This is a genomic window from Streptomyces sp. NPDC008125 (assembly GCF_042957125.1).
Lineage (GTDB): Bacteria > Actinomycetota > Actinomycetes > Streptomycetales > Streptomycetaceae > Streptomyces.
This window is the reverse complement of the sequence record NZ_JBIBHR010000030.1, coordinates 16,048-33,885: the sequence shown is the minus strand read 5'-3', so window position 1 is coordinate 33,885 and position 17,838 is coordinate 16,048. Positions and strand designations below refer to the sequence as shown.

General features: G+C 71.4%; 27 protein-coding genes. All 27 read left to right on the top strand.

Annotated elements, in window-relative coordinates; all coding sequences use genetic code 11:
* Positions 1-153 precede the first annotated feature (153 nt).
* The 27 genes from ACFZAX_RS32925 to ACFZAX_RS32795 all read left to right on the top strand — a co-directional run bounded on the left by ACFZAX_RS32925 (position 154) and on the right by ACFZAX_RS32795 (position 17,835).
* Positions 154-492: a hypothetical protein gene (locus ACFZAX_RS32925; RefSeq protein ID WP_390966253.1), complete on the top strand. Its 339-nt coding sequence runs from the start codon at positions 154-156 to the stop codon at positions 490-492.
* Complete coding sequence (locus tag ACFZAX_RS32920; RefSeq protein WP_390966251.1) at positions 492-662, top strand: hypothetical protein; 171 nt, start codon at positions 492-494, stop codon at positions 660-662. Before ACFZAX_RS32925 ends, ACFZAX_RS32920 begins: the two co-directional genes overlap by 1 nt.
* A 50-nt stretch (positions 663-712) precedes the next feature.
* Positions 713-1,984, top strand: coding sequence for a DUF2637 domain-containing protein (locus ACFZAX_RS32915; protein WP_390966250.1), 1,272 nt, complete (start codon positions 713-715; stop codon positions 1,982-1,984).
* Positions 1,981-3,219 (top strand): hypothetical protein, encoded by a 1,239-nt coding sequence (locus ACFZAX_RS32910; protein WP_390966248.1) that lies wholly within the window; start codon positions 1,981-1,983, stop codon positions 3,217-3,219. The genes ACFZAX_RS32915 and ACFZAX_RS32910 overlap by 4 nt, the downstream gene beginning before the upstream one ends.
* On the top strand, positions 3,216-3,875 hold the full coding sequence (locus ACFZAX_RS32905; RefSeq protein WP_390966246.1) for a hypothetical protein: 660 nt from the start codon (positions 3,216-3,218) through the stop codon (positions 3,873-3,875). The genes ACFZAX_RS32910 and ACFZAX_RS32905 overlap by 4 nt, the downstream gene beginning before the upstream one ends.
* Positions 3,876-3,989: 114 nt before the next feature.
* Positions 3,990-4,226 (top strand): hypothetical protein, encoded by a 237-nt coding sequence (locus tag ACFZAX_RS32900; RefSeq protein ID WP_390966245.1) that lies wholly within the window; start codon positions 3,990-3,992, stop codon positions 4,224-4,226.
* A 5-nt stretch (positions 4,227-4,231) separates the two neighbouring features.
* The gene (locus ACFZAX_RS32895; RefSeq protein WP_390966244.1) at positions 4,232-4,765 is read left to right on the top strand and encodes a hypothetical protein; all 534 of its coding nucleotides are present in this window, start codon (positions 4,232-4,234) and stop codon (positions 4,763-4,765) included.
* Positions 4,766-5,174: 409 nt separating this feature from the next.
* On the top strand, positions 5,175-5,558 hold the full coding sequence (locus ACFZAX_RS32890; RefSeq protein WP_390966242.1) for a hypothetical protein: 384 nt from the start codon (positions 5,175-5,177) through the stop codon (positions 5,556-5,558).
* Between the two features lie 84 nt (positions 5,559-5,642).
* Positions 5,643-5,906 carry a hypothetical protein gene (locus tag ACFZAX_RS32885; protein WP_390966241.1) on the top strand — a complete coding sequence of 88 codons (264 nt, stop codon included), beginning with the start codon at positions 5,643-5,645 and terminating at the stop codon, positions 5,904-5,906.
* Positions 5,903-6,205 carry an HNH endonuclease gene (locus ACFZAX_RS32880; protein ID WP_390966239.1) on the top strand — a complete coding sequence of 101 codons (303 nt, stop codon included), beginning with the start codon at positions 5,903-5,905 and terminating at the stop codon, positions 6,203-6,205. The genes ACFZAX_RS32885 and ACFZAX_RS32880 overlap by 4 nt, the downstream gene beginning before the upstream one ends.
* A 298-nt stretch (positions 6,206-6,503) precedes the next feature.
* Positions 6,504-7,088 carry a bifunctional DNA primase/polymerase gene (locus ACFZAX_RS32875; RefSeq protein ID WP_390966237.1) on the top strand — a complete coding sequence of 195 codons (585 nt, stop codon included), beginning with the start codon at positions 6,504-6,506 and terminating at the stop codon, positions 7,086-7,088.
* Positions 7,089-7,137: 49 nt separating this feature from the next.
* Positions 7,138-7,779 carry a hypothetical protein gene (locus tag ACFZAX_RS32870; RefSeq protein WP_390966235.1) on the top strand — a complete coding sequence of 214 codons (642 nt, stop codon included), beginning with the start codon at positions 7,138-7,140 and terminating at the stop codon, positions 7,777-7,779.
* Positions 7,779-8,270: a hypothetical protein gene (locus ACFZAX_RS32865; protein ID WP_390966233.1), complete on the top strand. Its 492-nt coding sequence runs from the start codon at positions 7,779-7,781 to the stop codon at positions 8,268-8,270. Before ACFZAX_RS32870 ends, ACFZAX_RS32865 begins: the two co-directional genes overlap by 1 nt.
* A 9-nt stretch (positions 8,271-8,279) precedes the next feature.
* Positions 8,280-9,956, top strand: coding sequence for a terminase (locus ACFZAX_RS32860; protein WP_390966231.1), 1,677 nt, complete (start codon positions 8,280-8,282; stop codon positions 9,954-9,956).
* A gap of 19 nt (positions 9,957-9,975) precedes the next feature.
* Positions 9,976-11,415 carry a phage portal protein gene (locus tag ACFZAX_RS32855; RefSeq protein ID WP_390966229.1) on the top strand — a complete coding sequence of 480 codons (1,440 nt, stop codon included), beginning with the start codon at positions 9,976-9,978 and terminating at the stop codon, positions 11,413-11,415.
* Positions 11,408-12,211, top strand: a complete 804-nt coding sequence (locus tag ACFZAX_RS32850; protein ID WP_390966227.1) for a hypothetical protein — start codon at positions 11,408-11,410, stop codon at positions 12,209-12,211. Before ACFZAX_RS32855 ends, ACFZAX_RS32850 begins: the two co-directional genes overlap by 8 nt.
* A gap of 57 nt (positions 12,212-12,268) precedes the next feature.
* Positions 12,269-12,988 carry a hypothetical protein gene (locus ACFZAX_RS32845; protein WP_390966225.1) on the top strand — a complete coding sequence of 240 codons (720 nt, stop codon included), beginning with the start codon at positions 12,269-12,271 and terminating at the stop codon, positions 12,986-12,988.
* An 18-nt stretch (positions 12,989-13,006) separates the two neighbouring features.
* The gene (locus tag ACFZAX_RS32840) at positions 13,007-13,393 is read left to right on the top strand and encodes a head decoration protein (protein WP_390966224.1); all 387 of its coding nucleotides are present in this window, start codon (positions 13,007-13,009) and stop codon (positions 13,391-13,393) included.
* 14 nt (positions 13,394-13,407) lie between these two features.
* On the top strand, positions 13,408-14,454 hold the full coding sequence (locus tag ACFZAX_RS32835; RefSeq protein ID WP_390966222.1) for a major capsid protein: 1,047 nt from the start codon (positions 13,408-13,410) through the stop codon (positions 14,452-14,454).
* The gene (locus ACFZAX_RS32830) at positions 14,451-14,765 is read left to right on the top strand and encodes a hypothetical protein (RefSeq protein WP_390966220.1); all 315 of its coding nucleotides are present in this window, start codon (positions 14,451-14,453) and stop codon (positions 14,763-14,765) included. The genes ACFZAX_RS32835 and ACFZAX_RS32830 overlap by 4 nt, the downstream gene beginning before the upstream one ends.
* A 4-nt stretch (positions 14,766-14,769) precedes the next feature.
* A complete protein-coding gene (locus ACFZAX_RS32825) occupies positions 14,770-15,177 on the top strand; it encodes a hypothetical protein (RefSeq protein WP_390966219.1) in 408 nt (135 codons plus the stop codon).
* On the top strand, positions 15,174-15,527 hold the full coding sequence (locus ACFZAX_RS32820; RefSeq protein ID WP_390966217.1) for a hypothetical protein: 354 nt from the start codon (positions 15,174-15,176) through the stop codon (positions 15,525-15,527). Before ACFZAX_RS32825 ends, ACFZAX_RS32820 begins: the two co-directional genes overlap by 4 nt.
* Positions 15,528-15,529: 2 nt before the next feature.
* On the top strand, positions 15,530-15,799 hold the full coding sequence (locus ACFZAX_RS32815) for a hypothetical protein (protein WP_390966302.1): 270 nt from the start codon (positions 15,530-15,532) through the stop codon (positions 15,797-15,799).
* Between the two features lies 1 nt (position 15,800).
* Positions 15,801-16,208, top strand: a complete 408-nt coding sequence (locus ACFZAX_RS32810) for a hypothetical protein (RefSeq protein WP_390966215.1) — start codon at positions 15,801-15,803, stop codon at positions 16,206-16,208.
* A gap of 76 nt (positions 16,209-16,284) precedes the next feature.
* On the top strand, positions 16,285-16,935 hold the full coding sequence (locus tag ACFZAX_RS32805) for a phage tail protein (RefSeq protein ID WP_390966213.1): 651 nt from the start codon (positions 16,285-16,287) through the stop codon (positions 16,933-16,935).
* A 106-nt stretch (positions 16,936-17,041) separates the two neighbouring features.
* On the top strand, positions 17,042-17,365 hold the full coding sequence (locus ACFZAX_RS32800) for a hypothetical protein (protein WP_390966211.1): 324 nt from the start codon (positions 17,042-17,044) through the stop codon (positions 17,363-17,365).
* A gap of 44 nt (positions 17,366-17,409) precedes the next feature.
* Positions 17,410-17,835: a hypothetical protein gene (locus ACFZAX_RS32795; protein ID WP_390966209.1), complete on the top strand. Its 426-nt coding sequence runs from the start codon at positions 17,410-17,412 to the stop codon at positions 17,833-17,835.
* Positions 17,836-17,838 lie beyond the last annotated feature (3 nt).

Below are 17,838 nucleotides of genomic sequence, written 5' to 3'. Positions count from 1 at the left end.
CGAGAGAAACCCCGCCCGGTGCTGACAACACCGACGGGGCCGCAGTACGGCCGGGCCCGGTGCTGACAACACCGAACCCGGCCGCAACCCCGCCCGGTGCTGACAACACCCGACGGGACGCCCGCCCACCTGCCTGTAACAGGAGAGCAAGACGTGAACGATCGTAACCGTGGCACCGCCGTGCCCACCCCCCGCAGCCACATCGACGCCGGCCTGCAGCGCGTGCTCGCCATGCCGAGCATCGCCTCGCAGATGCTCACCACGGCGGCCGACCACCTCACCAAGCACAAGCCGACCGACGAACTCACCGTCGCCGGATGGGCCCGCGCGTTCGCCCTCGCCGACGCCCGGGTGCTCACCGGCTACCCGCAGATCGTCGCGCAGCACGCCGCCCGCCGCGCCATGCGCGCTCTGTCCCCCGGTATGTGGGACAGCGCGCGCACCCGGGGCGAGTTCGCGCTGCTGCTCCGCGCCGCTGCGGAAACCGTCTGATGTCCGCCGAGCCCGCCAAGCCCACCGAGGCCGAGCGCGTCGCCGAGCTGCTGCGCGAAGCGGCCGCCGACTACGCCGCCGCGCAGCCGGCTCGGGCCGCCGCACGCGACCAGCTCGCCTTCGCCCGCGCACACGGCGCCGAGGCTGCCGGCGCGTGGCGCTCGCGCTGACCATCGACCGGCCGGACCCGCACCCGGGTCCGGCCACCCCGGGAGATCTTGTGTCTCGCCCCACCCTCACCACCATGCAGCGCCGGCTCGTGTACGCCGTGGCCTCGGGCGCCGCGCTGATCGCCGCGATCGGGTTCGCCGGCTCGTACACCGCCGTGCGCAAGCTCGCCGAAGACAAGCACCTCGGCGAGTTCGCCGTCGTGTTCCCCATCGGAATCGACGCCGGTATCGCCGTACTGCTTGCCCTCGACCTACTGCTGTCGTGGCTCCGCATGCCCTTCCCGCTGCTGCGCCACACGGCATGGCTGCTCACCGCTGCCACCATCGCGTTCAACGCGGCGGCGGCGTGGCCGGACCCGATCGGGACCGGCATGCACGCCGTGATCCCCGTTCTCTTCGTCGTCGTCGTCGAGGCGGCGCGGAATGCTGTCGGCAGGATCGCGGAGATCACGGCGGACCGGCACATCGAACCCGTCCGGCTGTCCCGGTGGCTGCTCGACCCGCTGCGCACCTTCCTGATGTGGCGCCGCATGAAGCTCTGGGAAATGCGCTCGTACCGCGACGTGATCCGGTTCGAGCAAGACCGGCTCGTGTACCGGGCGCAGCTCCGAGCAACGTACGGACGTAATTGGCGACGGCGCGCACCCGTCGAGGAACTTCTGCCGCTACGACTCATGCGCTACGGCCGCCCCCTCGACCAGGACGAGCCCGAGCAGCGTGTCGAGCCCGAACTCGGATTCGAGGCGGCGGCAGCCGAAGCAATGGCGCTTGCGCCCGCCTCGCCCCTGCCGGCGCTCGAACCTGGGGCGGTCGAGCCCGCACCCGCCTACGCGGCAGAGCACATCCGGGTCGCGGTGCGCGCCCGGATCCCGGACCCGGACCCGACGGACCCGTTCGATCCGTTCGCCCTTGCTTCGGACTCAGACCCGGCGCGCTCGGACCCGCTCGGTCACGACACGGACCCCGACCCGGCGGACCCGGACCCGGCGGACCCGGCGGACCCGGACCCGGCGGAGCCGGACCCGGCCGACCCGGACCCGGACCCGGCCGACCCGGACCCGGCGGACCCGGACCCGGCGGACCCGGACCCGGCGGACCCGGACCCGGTGGGCGCGAGCGGCAGCCCGAACCGCGATGCCGAGTTCGACGAGCTGCTGCAGCGGGCCCGCGAGGTCTGGGCAGAGCACCCGTTCTCGATGAAAGCCGCTCGCCGCGAATTCCACATCGGACAGCACAAGGCACAACGCCTCATCGCGGCACTGAAGTCCGCACCCGCACCCGCACCCGCACCCGCACCCGCACCCGAGGACTCCACACCATGACCGCATCCGACGTACTGCCCGAGGCCACGCCCGAGCCTGTGCCGGACCGAACCAAGGTTCGGCGGATCCGGGTCCGCGACTACCTACTCGCCGGCGCGGGTCGCTCGGCACCGATCCCGGACCCGACGGACCCGGACCCGGCCGACCCGGACCCGGCCGACCCGGACCCGACGGACCCGGACCCGACGGACCCGGACCCGGCCGACCCGGACCCGGCCGACCCGGACCCGACGGACCCGGACCCGACGGACCCGGACCCGACGGACCCGGACCCGGCCGACCCGGACCCGGCGGACCCGGCGGACCCGGACCCGAACCCGACGGACCCGGACCCGAAGCGGAAGCGGAAGGGTCTGCCGTCCCTCAAGCGCTCTCGGCAGCACGCACCGGACCCCGAACCCGCAGCCCCTGCCGACGAGATCCGCGCGGCCGCCGGCGAGGTCGCCGACGTGCTGCTCGCGGACCCGGACCAACGGCGCCGCGTCGCGAACGTCCTCTACAACGGCGCGGCCGCCGCTCTCGCGCACGCCGTCGGGGTCCTCCCGTGGATGCGCGACAGCCTCGACTACTACGGCCGGCACAGCACGGAGAACGGTGCAGTCGTCGGAGTCGGCGTCATCGCCGTCTGCCTGATCGCCGAGATCCGTAGCAACCGGTGGCGGGGCAGCGGCGCCGCTGTCGCGCTGCGGCTCTTCGGCTGGATCGCCCGCGTGCCCCTCGCTGCGGCCGCTCTCGCCCTCGCCCTCTACTCGCCCAACACCCCTGATCTGCAAGGACATGCCATGTCAACGACCCTCGCCGCCGCTAGCGGTTCGGCCACGTTCCTCGGCGGGCTCGGGACCGGCGGGCTCGCACTCGTGCTGACCGTCGCTCTCATCCTCGGCACCCGTAAGAAGGGGGGCGAGACGACGTTCCCTAAGGGACTCGCGCTGACGCTCGGACTCGCGGCCGGCACGGTGTGGATGGGCGCCGGGATCGTCTGGGGCATGCCCGACGACATGGTGACTACCGCGCTGCAGGCGGTCGGCGTCGGAAAGGTCGACGGCCCCCTCGGCAACGTGCAGATGCGCGCGATCGCCCTGGTCCTGGTCGTCGTCGCCTATCTGGTGAAGCTCAAGCCGCGGGCAGCCGGCGTGACGGGCATCATCATGGCGAGCGTGTTCTCGGCCGCCGGTGGCGCGTGGACGATCATTGCGACCACGGTCGGCGAGTTCTTCCTCGGACTCGCGGCATGAAGCGGCTCCGCGCCGTGTGGGCCGAGGCCCTCGCGCCGATCCGCGCCGAGCGCGAGCTGCTGCGCGCCGTACGAACCGGGACCGGGGCGCTCGTGGCGCTGCTGTGGCACTGGATCCGAAGTGCCGACGGGTGGGATTCGCTCTGGTATGCCCTCGGCACACTGTGGGCGCTCGCCGCGCTCGGGTGGGCCGTGGGGCAGCACCCGGTGATCGCTCCGGTGCTCGTCCTCGCGTGGCTGCTGGCCGCTCTCAAGCTCGGCCACCCCGACGACGACGCTCACCCAGACAAGATCAATAAGACCGTGGGGGAGAGCAGCGTCCCCGAGGACTCCCCCGAGCCGGCCCCCGAGCCGCCGACTGACGACGAGTTCGTGCTCGGCCTCGCGAACCTCATCGGCACCCGCAATGGGGTACTGCTCTCCACCGTCGTGGACCACTTCCATCAGGCCGGCGCTCCGCACGGGTGGGGCATCCCCGATGTTCGCGCGCAGTGCACCCGCCTCGGCATCCCCGTGAAGAGCCCCATCAAGGTCCGCGGAACCACCTCTGTGGGGGTTCACCGGACGGGCCTGCGGGCGGCTCTCAACGCGCGTCTTCAACCGGCCGACGGCCCCTCTCCCGAGGGCACCCCGACCCCCACCTCTGGGGCCGACTAGTTCCCTGCAGTACCCGATCTGACCTGCGAGAACTACCCGTCGACTACCCCCGACTACCCGCTCAACTACCCCCGCGCAGCGCCCCGATCGGGGCGCTCCCGAGAGAGGTTAGATGTGTCCTACCGCTACCGGTGCGGCACCTGCCGCGCCACGTCCGAGCCGGTCGCCACCCGCCGCGCCGCCCGCGCCGAGCAGCGTTGGCACCGGGCCCGAGAGCACGCCGGGCTCATCCCCGACGACGAGTCGATCGAGCCCGACGACGAGCACACCGTCGGCTCCGGCGGACTGCTGCTCGCGATCCTCGTCGGGTGCCTGATCGTCGAGGCGCTCTACCGCATCACCGGACCCTGACCCTGATGAAGAGGAACACCACCATGCCCATGCCCCACGACAACTACGTGACGACGATCCTCGCCGCACTCCGCGCCGCCGGACTGCCCCCGGCCGGCTCCTGGTCGTCGAACGCCGAGACAGTCGGCACGTACTGCCACCTGACCGCCGTAATCACCCTCGACCCGAGCAGCACGCAGGACACCGACCCCGACGACGTACCCGCCCACACGGCGTGGCCGCACGGGCTCGTGCTGATCTGGGAGTGGCACACCGGGCAGGACGAGAACGCGCCGGAGCGGGGAGCGATCTGGCAGTTCGCCGAGCTCCGGCCGAACGGCTCGAACGCGTACCCGACGGACCTGCCCGTACACGGCTGCGCGTCCCCCGAGGCCGTCGTCGAGGCCGCGCAGCACGTCATCGCCGGTCGCATCCGGCCGGGCCACTTCCACAACTTCGGCACGCCGCAGGGATGGACCGGCGGCACGATCGGCACCCCGTGGGACCAGGTCGAGGCGCTGGAGGCGGCGTGCGTCGCTTGGGGGGCTGACGGCGCCTGATCTCGCGCAGAACCCGGTGTGATTCGGTGACGATCCGCCAACGAATCGCAAGGGGAACGAGATCGAATGCCCCGCGAGATCTCGACATCGTCGCAGCTCGCCGTGTTCTGTCCCCGGGGGACTCCCCGGGGACTCGCGCGCGCGGGGTCCACTCCACTCCAATCCACAACCTGTGGACGGCTGATGAGAGAGAGCATCTGCAGGAAGTGCGCGCCGCGCGCCCGTTCACCCGCTCTCTCCCCGCACCCGCTTGACTCAGGCGATCAACGTGTCGCATCCTTGGCCGCAGTTCCGCATGCCCGGAAACAGACCACCGACCGGCCCCCGCCACCACGACGGGGGCCGTTCGCTTCCCACCCGGCCGCCACACGCGGCACGATGGACCCTCACCCGGAACCAGGGGGGTTCAGTGTTCGGCAGCAAGAAGACCGACGAAGAGAAGCAAGCCGCGAAGCACCTCGGCCGCATCCGCACCGCAGCGGCCGCCGCCGGCGTCACCGTCCTCGGCGGTGCGTTCCACCAAGCCGGGCAGGCCCCGATTCCCGTCGACGGCTCGACCGTCACGATCGAACTCGGCGAGGTCGCCCGCAAGCGCATCACCGCGACCCGCGTCGCCCTCACCGGGATCTTTGCCCTGTGGCTGAAGAAGGACGAAAGCAAGCTGTACATCACGGTCGAGCACCCTGACGGCGTGATCCTCTACCCCGTCGCCGCGAAGAAGGAACCGCAGGCGCGGGTGTTCGCCACCCTGGTCAACGGCCACGCGACCGGCATCACCACCGCCGCCGAGTAGTCACCCCGACACCAGACCGACGCCCCCCGGTGCCACACCCCGGGGGGCGTCGGCATACCCCCCAGCCGAGAGGTACCCCCCGTCATGCGCGTACGCCTCACCGACGGCACCCGCCGGGTAGACATCAGCACCGGCCCCGGCGAGCGCGCCACCCTCGACCACCTCGAAGCCGCCGCCGTCCGGCTGCTCACCGCGCTCGACCGCGAGCCGGCCGACGACACCGAGCAGCGCGCACCCATCGGGTTCACGCCGCAGCTCACCCTCGACGGCGTCTCTCTCGACTCGGTCATCGAACGGTCCGACCAGGACGACGAGCAGTACGTCGACCCCGAGGACGATCACGCATGACGGGGCAGTGGGCCGACAGCACAAGACGCGACGAACTGCCCGCAGACTGGTACACCGTCATCCGGCCGTACGTCCTTCACCGCGACGAACACCGTTGCCGATGGCGCGAGGGCCGGATCGTCTGCGGACACCACGCCAACCAGGTCGACCACATCGTGCCCGGCTCCGACCACCGGTACGAGAACCTGCAGGCTCTGTGCGAGCACCACCATGCGATCAAGTCCAGCCGCGAGGGCAACGCCGCACGCTGGCGCGAGAGAGCCAAACGACCACCCGAACGACACCCCGGACTCATCTGACCTTGAACGCACGGGAGATGAGCACACAGAAGCGCCCGAGGGGTGGGGGGGACTCCCCCTCCCCGCCCCCGCGTCGCTCGGGAGGTGCTGCGGGGCTGGTTCTGTACGGGTCTGGGGAAAACGGCCACGTGGGGGCACGTGGGTGGCTCGCTGGCGGGCGAGCGAGGAAGCGGCAGGCTGATTTGATGGCGCGCAGTCGAGGGCCCGCAGATCGCCTCTCAGCCTGCCGCCCTCCCGATGCGAACTCGATACGCGCAGGTCAGAGCGCTAAAAGCGTACGCGGCTGTAGACTGGACCCATGACGACGAGCCGCTGCTGCGAACACTGCGAGGGGCCCATGCCGATCACGGCCCGGCGGCACGCGCGGTTCTGCGCACCCCGGTGCCGAGCAGCCGCTGCTCGCCGCCGGCAGACGGTCCCGGCCGAGTTGACCCGGCGGCCGCGCTGGATTCGGCACACCTCGCGCAAGGTCCCGCTTACGGTCGGCGGCTCGGTCGCGAGCAGCACCGACTCGTCGACCTGGTCGCGCTACGGGGAAGCCGTCCGCTCGACGGCGGGCGTCGGGCTCGGGTTCGTCCTCGACGGCGACGGGCTCGTGTGCCTCGACCTCGATCACTGCCTCGGCCCGGACGGCAGCCCACTGCCGTGGGCGCAGACGATCCTCGACGCCGCAGGCCCGACATGGGTCGAGGTGTCCCGCTCCGGCGACGGGCTGCACGTGTGGGGGCGCGGCAAGCTGACCACGGGCAGACGCATCACCTTCAACGGCGGGTCGGTCGAGCTGTACGCCGACGGCCGGTACATCGCAGTCACGGGGCGGACGTTCGGCGGCACGCCGCAACGCCTCGGCGATCTGCAACACGTCATCGACGCTCTGCTGTAGCACCCCGACACGGGCGTGCTGCGGCGCACCCGACACGGGAGGTACAGCAATGACGCGCCTACAGATCATGGAACTACCCGAGGGAAGCAGGGACGAGCGGGCGCCCTTCGTGCTCGTTGTCGACCAGTGCCCAGACCGATGGGAGAGCCGAGCGGGCAGCGGCGACCAGCTCACGAGCCATCGTTGGCGCGAAGCCGCCCAGAAGATTGGCGCGGTGGACGTGATCGTGACGGCCGAGACCGTCGAGATCCCGGCGAACGAGCTGCTGCCCGTCGGGGCGTTCGAGCTCGTCGGCGACCAGGCAGCGCGAGCCGCCAATGCGGAAGACGAGCGCATGCGCGAAATTACGGACGCGCTCGGGTTCGATCGCCTGCAGAACTGGGACGAGATCGTGTCGGCGATCAGAACGCAGCGGCAGGTCACGGCAGACGGCGAGCACATGTTCGGCGAGCCGGGATACCTGGACCCGCAGCGGTGCGCGCGGTGCGGATTGGGCCGTGACTCATGGATGAGGCAGCGAGACACGCGTACGTGCAGCACGGTGCGAGCGGATGCCGAGTCAGGGCACGAGTTCCGGCCCATCGGTGCGCACGACGAACTTGCCTGCCTCCGGTGCCGCATGCCCCGGATCGAGTGGGCGGCACGTCGCGACACCCCGCAGTGTGACGTCGTTCGACAGGGTGGCGAGTGATGGCAGGCATGGGTCCGGCTCCGAAGCCGAACGGTAGGAAGGCGCGCAGGAACGCGGACGCGATCCCGCAGACCGTGCTCAGGTGGGAGCGCGCCGAGGCGCCCGAGCTGCCCGACTTCCGGGTCGAGCGCGACGGGCAGCTCGTCGAGTTCGTGTGGCCGGAGCGAACGCGCGAGTGGTGGCAGATGTGGATCGACTCGCCGCAGGCCGAGCACTTCGGTTCGTCCGACTGGCAGTACCTACTCGACACCGCGCTGATTCACGCCCGGCTGTGGCGCGGCGACCTGTCGGCCGCTGGCGAGCTGCGGCTGCGCGTGGCCGCGTTCGGGGCGACGCCGGCGGACCGGGCCCGGCTGCGCATGGTGTTCGCCGAGGCGGACGGCGCCGATCAGGGCCGAGGCAGTTCGGGTGGGCCCTCCGCGCGGGAGCGGTACGGGGCGGCGACGCTGCGGTCGCTGCCGGGCGGGAGAGCGGCGACCGCCGAGGAGTAGGGGGCCGGTATGCCGTGGCGCGGCCCCGAGTTCGAGGGCGAGCGCCCGACGCTGGGTTGGTACGTCCTCGACTGGATGATCGAGAATCTCGCGCAGCCCGGCCGGGACGACGGCGAGCCGTTTCTGCCGACGCAGGAACAAGCGGACTTCCTCTGCGGGTTCTACGAGCTGCACCCGGTGACGGGCAAACGGATCGTGCACCGCGGGCTGCTCAGCCGGCCGCGCGGGTGGGGGAAGTCGCCGTTCGTCGGGGCGATCGCGCTCGCCGAGGCGTGCGCCGACGTCGTACCGGACGGGTTCGATGCGTACGGCGAGCCGATTGGCCGGCCGTGGCACTCGATCCGTACACCGCTCGTGCGCATCGCCGCGGTGACCGAGCAGCAGACCGACAACACATGGGTGCCACTGCTGGAGATGGCGCGGGGCGGGTCGCTGTCGACCGACTACGGGCTCGACGTCCTCGACACCGTGATCTACCTGCCGCGCGGCGAGATCTCCCCGATCACGTCGAGCGCGACCTCGGTCAAGGGCGACCCCGCATGCTTCGCGTCACTCGATCAGACGGAGGAGTGGAAGGAGTCGAACGGCGGGCTCAAGCTCGCGAAGACTCTGCGGTTCAACGCGACCAAGCTCGGCGGCAGCATCATCGAGACGCCGAATGCGTACACGCCGGGCGAGGGGTCCGTCGCCGAAAACTCGGCGGCGGACTATCAGGCGATCCTCGAAGGCCGGTCGCGGGCGCGCGGCATCCTGGTCGACCACCGGGAGGCGCCGCCCGAAACGGACATGACCGACGAGCAGTCGCTCGTCGCCGGGCTGCGGTACGCGTACGGGGACAGCAGCGACCACCCCGACGGGTGCGTACTGCACGACCCGCCGTGCCCGCCCGGGTGGTCCCCGATCGAGGGGATCACCGGCGCGTTCTGGGACACGTCGAACGAGCCGCAGGATCTGCGCGCCGACTTCCTGAACCAGATCACCCACGCAAGCGATGCGTGGCTGTCGCAGCCCGAGGTGCGCGCGGCGACGGACCTTGACCGGGCGGTCGAGGTCGGCGACCGGATCGTGCTCGGGTTCGACGGCTCACGGAAGCGGTCGCGTGGAGTGACCGACGCGACGGCGCTGATCGGCTGCCGGCTCAGCGACGGGCACCTGTTCACGCTCGGTGTGTGGGAGCAGCCGAAAGGGTGGAAGCCGCCCCCGGGCGAGTCCGGCGAGGGCTGGCAGGTGCCGGTCGTCGAGGTGCTCGCGAAGGTGCACGAGACGTTCGACCGGTACGACGTGATCGGGTTCTACGCCGACCCGGCGAAATGGGAAAGCCACGTTGCGGACTGGGAGGCGGCGTACGGGCCGCGGCTCAAGGTGATGTCGACGCGGAACCACCCCATCGAGTGGTGGATGACCGGCGGCCGCAGCACGCTGATCGTGCGGGCACTGGAGAAGTTCCACACCGCACTGACCGAGTGCGAGCTCACCCTCGACGGGGCCTCGGCGCTCGTGCGGCATCTGCTCAACTCCCGGCGCCGCAAGACGCGCAGCGGGATCCAGATCATGAAGGCGAACCCGGACAGCCCGGACAAGATCGACGCCGCTGTCGCTGCTGTCCTCGCGTGGCAGTGCCGCCTCGACGCGATCGCGAAAGGCATCACCGCCGAGGCCGAGGAAATGGGCGGCTTCACGTTCTGACAGCCCGAGAGGGGGCGACGTGCTCGACGAGACACCGGAGATCGACAACCCCGACTTCTGGCTGCTGCGCCTCGGTCGGCGGATGCGGCGGCGCGAGCGGGTGCTCGACGAGTGGTGGCGCTACTACAAGGGGCGGCCGCCGCTGCCGGAGCTGCCGAAGAACGCGCAGGCGGCGTTCCTCGACTTCCAGCGCAAAGCCCGTACCAACCTGTGCCAGGTGATCGCGAACGCATCAGTCCACCGGCTCACCGCGCTCGGCGTCACGGGCCCGGACGGCGAGCCGGACCCGGACGCGTCGCGGTGGTGGCAGCAGAACCGGCTCGACTCCCGGCAGAAGCTCGTGTGGCGTCTCGCGATGTCGCAGAGCGTCGGGTACATGCTCGTCGGCGAGCACCCCACCCGGACGGAGGAGAACGGCCGGCCGTCGCCGCTCGTGACCGCCGAGCATCCCCGCGAGTGCATCGTCGAGTACGACCCCGAGACCGGCGAGCCGCTCGTCGGGCTGAAGGCGTTCCCGTCCGACATTGACGGCTACGGGCACGCGGTCGTGTTCTTCGACGATGCCCGCTTTCGGTACCGGACGACGGAGCGGTGCGGCAGCCGGCTGCCGTGGGGGCCCGACTCATGGGTGCCGGTCGGCGGCGACCAGGGCGACCCGCACGATCTCGGCATGCTGCAGCTCGTAGAGTTCGCCCGCATGCCCGATCTCGGCGAGGACCCCGAGCCCGAGTTCGCCGGCGTCATGGACATCCAAGACCGTCTGAACCTCGGCGTGTTGAACCGGATGGCGACGAGCCGCAACGCAGGCTTCCCGCAGAAGTGGATCAAGGGCCACAAGTTCGCGAAGAAGAAGGACGCGAACGGGCTCGTCGTCGTCGAGCAGCCTTTCGTACCGGGCCCGTCGGCGGTGTGGGCGTCCGAGGGCGAGAACGCGCAGTTCGGGCAGCTCGCCGCCGCCGACCTGTCTGGGTTCCTGAAAGAGCACGAGTCGGATGTGCGCGACGCCCTGCTGCTGTCGCAGACGCCCGTGTACTACTACGCGGGCGACCTGGTGAACATCAGCGCGGACACGATCGGCGCGCTCGACATCCTGCACGTGGCCAAGATCCGCGAGCACATCGCGGTGTTCGGCGAGGGTATGGAATCGGTCATGTCGCTCTGCGCCGCGCAGGCCGGCGTGCCCGAGGACTACACCGAGGCCGAGGTGCGGTGGGCGAACCCGGCTCACGCGTCCCTCGCGGTCAAGGCTGACGCCGCGACCAAGCTCAAGTCGATCGGGTACCCGCTCGACGTCATCGCCGAAGAGATGGGCGAGACACCCGCCATGGTCCGCCGGATCACGGCAGGCGCGGCGTCGCAGGCGCTGCTCGCCGCGTCGCTGCTGCCGGCACCCGGCGCGGCGCCGACGGCGGGCAACCTGCCGGACGACTCCGGCGCGGGCGGGGCGCTCGATGGGTGAGGCGCTGCAGGCAGCGCTCGCCGACCGGTACGACGCCCTGTCGGGCTCGCTGCGCGACCGGCTGATCGGGTTCGTGCTCAGCGCGTTCGACAGCCTCGGCGACTACCGCGATGCCGACGCGGCGGTGTTCATCGAGCGGGTGCTGCCGGTCGTGCTCAGCGTGCAGCAGCAGATCGGGCAGGTCACCGACGCGTACCTCACGGCGATGATCACGGACATGATGGGCGGCGCCGCAGCACCGGCCGGGGCCGCCCTGCCCGAGGCGCTGCGCGGCGTCGATCCGGCCACGGTGTATCACCGGCCGTTCGTGCAGATGCGCACGGCCCTCGCGCGCGGGCACGACTACGTCGACGCTCTGGCGCAGGGACGCACGCGGCTGCTCAGCATCACCGAGACCGATCTGCAGCTCGCCCGTACGCACGCCGCCCGGCAGTCGATGGGCCGCGGAGGCGTGAAGTTCTTCCGCCGCGAGCTGCGGGGTACGAAGAACTGCGCGCTCTGCACGATTGCCTCGACGCAGCGGTACCGGGTCGAGAACCTGATGCCGATCCATCCGGGCTGTCACTGCCGGCCCGAGCCGTTGCCGGGCGACCGCGACCCCGGGCCCGTCATCGACGAGGCGCTGCTGCGGGAGGCACACGACGCGATCGCGCGCGACCTCGGCGAGTCCGACCGCGGCGGCCGCGCCCCCGATTACCGGCAGGTGATCATCACGCGCGAGCACGGCGAGATCGGTCCGCTGCTCGCGGTTCGCCGGCAGAACTTCACGGGCCCGGACGACATCCCCGCCACGTGACCACCAGCGCCGACACGGCGCACCCGCTCACCCCTACCCGACACGGGAGACACAGCCATGCGCACACGCACCCTGCCCACCCTGCCCGGCATCACGTCGGCGGCGTGGGCCCACCCCTACCCGGTCACCCCGTGGTCGCCCGTGGTCTACGCGGACGGCGGCGAGGGCGACGGCGGCGACAAGGGCGGCAAGCCCGACGCCGACAAGGGGGGCAAGGGCGACGGCACCGACGACAAGTCCGACACGGGCAAGAGCGATTCGGAAGCCGAGAAGTGGAAGGCGCAGAGCCGGAAGCACGAGCAGCGCGCCAAGGAGAACGCCGACGCCGCCCGCGAGCTCGCCGAGCTGAAAGCGGCGAACGCCACGGACAGCGAGAAGGCGATCGCCGAGGCCGTGAAGAAGGCGGTAGCCGAGGAACGGTCGCGCGGCGCCGCAGCCCTCGCGCGGCAGGTGTTTCTCGCCTCGGCGGCCGGCCGGATCAAGGACGCGGCCGACGTCGTCGAGGACGTGAACCTGTCGAAGTACATCGACGCGAACGGCGAGGTCGACGAGAGCGGGCTCGCGAAGCTGATCGACCGGCTCGCTCCCAAGTCCGACACGGACGGCGACGGAGACGGCGACCAGGACGGCGGGGGCGACTCGCGCCGCCGGCGAGGGACCGGCTACCAGGGCACCCGACAGCGCGGCAGCAGCGGTGGCAACGGCGGAGCCGGCAGCTCGCTCGCCGAGGGCGCCGACCTCTACAAGTCGCTGCTTGGCGGCGGCAACAAGACCTGATCCGGGAGGGATCACACCATGAACCTTGCGCAGACGACCGAGTGGTTCGGGACCGACGATCAGTCGTGGCTCGGATCCGAGCACGGGACGCAGGCGACCGAGACGATCGTGCTCGACACCTCGACGTTCACCCCGGCGACGCACTACCCCGAAGGGTTTTTCAAGTCGGGCATTCCGCTCGGGCAGATCACGGCCGGCGGGAAGTTCGGGCCGTACGACAACGCGGCGACCGACGGGCGCGAGAAGCTCGTCGGTTTCCTGTTCTCCGCCGTCGGTGCGCCGACGGTCAACACCATCGATCCGGCCGGGGCGCTGTTCGTGCACGGGAAGGTGCGCGAGTCGCGCCTGCCCGTCGCCGTCGACGCGGCCGGCAAGGCCGACGTCCCGCTGATCCGGTTCGTCTGAGAGGAGTGGTCTAGATGAGCTGGACCCTGTCCACCGAGTTCATCGAGCCGACGGCGCTCACCGGACTCATCCGGGCGGCGCTCGCCGATCTGCAGGTGAACCGCTTCACCCTGTCGCGGTGGCTGCCGAACGTCGAGGTCGACGACATCGTGTACGAGTTCGTCAAGGGCGGCGGCGGTCTCGCCGAAACCGCGTCGTACCGGTCGTGGGACACCGAGAGCAAGATCGGTCGCCGCGAGGGGATCGGGAAGGTCATGGGCGAGCTGCCCCCGATCTCCGAGAAGATCCCGTTCAACGAGTACGACCGGCTGCGGCAGCGGAAGCTCAAGCGCACCGACGCTCTGCCGTTCATCGCCCGCGACGCGCAGCGCATCGTGTCGAACATCGCCGCCCGGTTCGAGGTCGGCCGCGGCGCCGCGCTCGTCGGCGCAGCGGTGCCGGTCCCCGAGCTGAAAACCACCGTGGATTTCGGGCGGATCGCGGCGCACTCCGTCGTCGCCGCGACCCTGTGGTCGGACCATGCGAACGCGACGCCGATCACCGACCTGCGGTCGTGGAAGCACACCTACGAGGACACGAACGGCGAGACGCCGGCCGTGATCCTCGCTCCGTCGGCGGTCGTCGAGAACCTCGCGATGTGCGAGCAGATGATCCGGCAGGCGTTCCCGCTGGCCCCGGCAGGCACCGCGCCCATGCTGTCGGGCGAGCAGGTGAACCAGATTCTCCGGTCGCTGAATCTTCCGCCGATCGAGGTGTACGACGCGCGCGTGAAGGTCGACGGCGTGGCGACCCGGATCACCCCGGGCAACGCGATCGCGCTGCTGCCCGAGCCCGGGTCGACGTCGGCGGCCGCGCCGACCCCGCTCGGTGCGACGCTGCTCGGCACGACCGCCGAGGCGCTCGAAGACGAGTACGCGCTGCAGCCCGGCGAGCAGCCGGGCGTCGTCGCGGCGCAGTGGAAGACCAAGGACCCGGTGCGCTTGTGGACGCACGCCGCCGCCGTAGGTCTGCCGGTGCTGCGTGAGCCGAACCTGACCTTCCGGGCGCAGGTGCTCGCATGAGGGGGCGCCGGCTGATCGCGTACGTGCACGTCGGCGGAGTGGCGTACGGGCCCGGCGACGAGATCCCGGCCGACGTGCTGCGCCGGATCGGTGAGCACGCGTTCGCCGACCCCGAGGTCGACGACGACCAGGGCGACGGCACCGGTTCGGGCGGGGACGTCGAGGCGCCGCCGCGCTCGGGCCGCGGCTCGGGCGAGGCCGCGTGGCGGGCGTTCGCCGAGCAGCACTCCGTCGAGGTCGCCGCCGACGCGAGCCGCGAGGACATCGTCGCGGCGTGCGAGGCGGCCGGGCTCGTCGAGCGAGAGGAGTAGGGGAATGGCGGCAGCGTTCGCGACGGTCGAGGACTACGAGAAGCGCGCCGCCGTCACCCTCGCCGGGGCCCGGCGCGATCAGGTCGAGGTGTACCTCGATGACGCGTCGGCGCTCATGCGCGGGCACATCCCGGACGGGCACACCCCGGACCCGGCGACGACCCGCGCGATCGCGATCGCGGTGACTCGCCGGGTGATCGCGAACGGCGGCGGGTACCGGCAGCGCACGATCGGCCAGTACTCCGAGACCCTCGGCGAGAACGGCGGGCTCTACCTCACCGCCGACGAGATCGAGCAGCTGCAGCCCGACGACGCGACCGACCCGGACGCCGACGCCGCGTACACGGTCGAACTCGTCGGCGGGGTGGGGTGGCGTGACGATCCGGCGGACTACTGCCGGCGGCTGCTGTGATCCCTGACGATCTGCTGCCGCACACGGTCGAGGTCGAGCACCCGGGCCGGACGACGGACCGGTACGGCAACGAAGTTGCGGACTGGTCGGCGTCGACCCGGGCGGCGGCCGCCGCGTGGCTGCAGCAGAACACGGGGGCCGAGGACACCGACCAGCGCGACGCGCAGATCGGCGAGTGGCTCATGCTTTGCAACTCGTGGGCGGCCGACGGCGCCCCGCTCACCGTGCACGGTGCCGACCGAGTCCACTGGAACGGCGCCGTGTTCGAGGTTATCGGGCCGCCCGGTCCGGCGTACGAGCCGGCCGAGCTGCATCACTACGAGATCCGGCTGAAGACAGTGGAGGGGTGACCATGGCCCGCATGCGGGTGGTCCCGAACCGGCGGAACATCGCGGGGTTCTTGAAGAGCGACGGCACGCGGGCGCTGATCGAGCGGAAGACCCGGGCGGCCGAGAGCGCCGCCGCCGCGGCGAGCACGGCGGCCGGGCAGTTCCGTACGGACGTGCAGACCGACGACCGGCGAGTGCGCGGCGCCGTGATCGGCGACTACTCCACCGACGACCCGGCGGTGTCCCGGGCGGCGCTGCTGCGCGGGCTCGACGCCGCCAAGGGAACCGACTGACGTGCCGGCGGCGATCGTCTTTCCAGACGCCGCCGAGGTGTACACCCGGTACCTGCGCGAGCAGCTCGCCGCGCGCGGGGACCTGGTCCACGTCGGCACCCGCGTGCCGTCACCCCGGCCTGCCCGGCTCGTCCGGGCCGAGCGGATCGGCGGCGCGCAGCTCGACGTCGTGACCGACCGGCCGCGCCTCGACGTGCACTGCTGGGGCGCCACCGAGGCGGACGCCGCCGACCTGGTCGCGGTGGTGCGGGCGCTCACGCTCGCCATGCCGGGATGGCGCGGCGCCGTCGTGTACGACCTCGCCGAGGTCGGCGGCCCGAACCTACTGCCCGACGCCGCGACGTCGTCGCCCCGCTACGCGTTCGCTGTCGAGCTCTCCATTCGAGGGACTGCCCTCGCCCCCGCATAACCCCCGGCTCACCCGCCGTTGACCGCACGCCCCTCGCGCCGCCGGCGCGGGGGGTTTCTTCATGGAGGTACGCCTCATGGGCACCCCGACTCCCCCGGTTTCCCTGGAGACCGGACTCCACAACGAGTACATCCGCAAGCAGCTCGTACAGGCGGTGTACGCCGCCGACTACACGGCGGCCGCCGTCACCGCCCCGTTCGCCTCGGCCGACGGCACGCTGCAGGCGATCCCCACCGGGTACGTCCCGGTCGGCTACACCACCGAGGACGGATTGACGTTCACGGGTGATCTGTCGATGGCAGACGTCACGAGCTCGCAGTCGACCGAGCCGACCCGGTCCGACGTCGAGTCTGACGTGCTGTCCGCGAAGTTCTCGCCGCAGGAAACGAACGCGGTGACCACCGCGCTCTACGAGGGGCTGCCGCTGTCCGGCACCGGCGCACTGCCGGACATGGGCGAGGCGTGGCAGTGGGACCGGGCGAGCACCCCGAAGAACCCCTACCGGCGGCTGCTGTTCATCGGTCTCGATTTCGACGACAGCGGCGCCGAGATCTACATCGTCCGGTTCTTCCCGCGCGCTCGGCTCACCTCGCGTGACGACGAGCAGTGGGCGCGCAGCACGGAGACGCAGCGCCCGGTGACGTTCAACGCCTACCGCGACAGCCTCCTCGCGACCTCGTGCCGAACCTGGGTCGACGGTCCGGGGTGGCGTGCCCTCGCGGCATGACCCCACCCCCCTTGATCGGGCGAGGGGCGACGGCCCTGGGTGAGCACTGTCGCCCCTCGCCCTCACATGCTCACCCGCAGCTCACCCACGAAGAGAGGTACTGATCATGAGCAAGCCCGGTAAGGCCCGTTACCGTCTGTCCGCCGTCAAGGCGTCGTACGCCGAGGCGGTCGGCGGCGACACGGTCGAGGTCGAGACCGACGACGGGAAGATCTACACCTTCCCGCACCCCTTGTTCGCCGACGACGAGACGAACCGGCAGATCGACGCGGCCGACGGCGACGCCGGTAAGGCCCGGGTTCTGCTCGGCGAACAGTGGGACGCGTTCGTGAAGTCGGGCGGCGACGCGAATGGGCTCATGCTCGTGTTCGTCGCGGCGCGCGCCGACATGCAGGACACGATGGGAAAGCACCGGCCGCCGCGGCAGTAGCCGACGGCGGGCCCGAGGACGTCGAGCAGCTCGTCGAGTACAGCGTGCTCGACGTCCTCGGCGACCACCCCGAGGCGGTCGAGGCCGACCTCGCACACCACTACCCCGGCTACGGGCGGGGCGGCCCCCTCGCCGCGTTCTGGCGGCGCGAGATCACGCTGCGGCTGCTGCGGGTCCTGGTCGAGGGGCTGCCGCCCGACGGCGCCACAGCTCGCGCGGCGGCCGGTAACCCGTGGACGCAGGCGGATTGGTCCCGGGCCGACGCCCGCGATCTGCTCGAACTGCTCTTCATCGCGTTCGCCAACGTCAACCGGACGGAGAACGCGCCGGCGATCCCGTGGCCCGAGCCGTCATGGCGGCCGGGCGACCCGCCACCCGAGGACGCGGCGGCGGCCGCCGACGAGCAGCGCGCACGGGCCCGAGCAGCGTACGAGCGCATCAACTCGCAAGTACTCCCCGGGAAGGGGTGATCC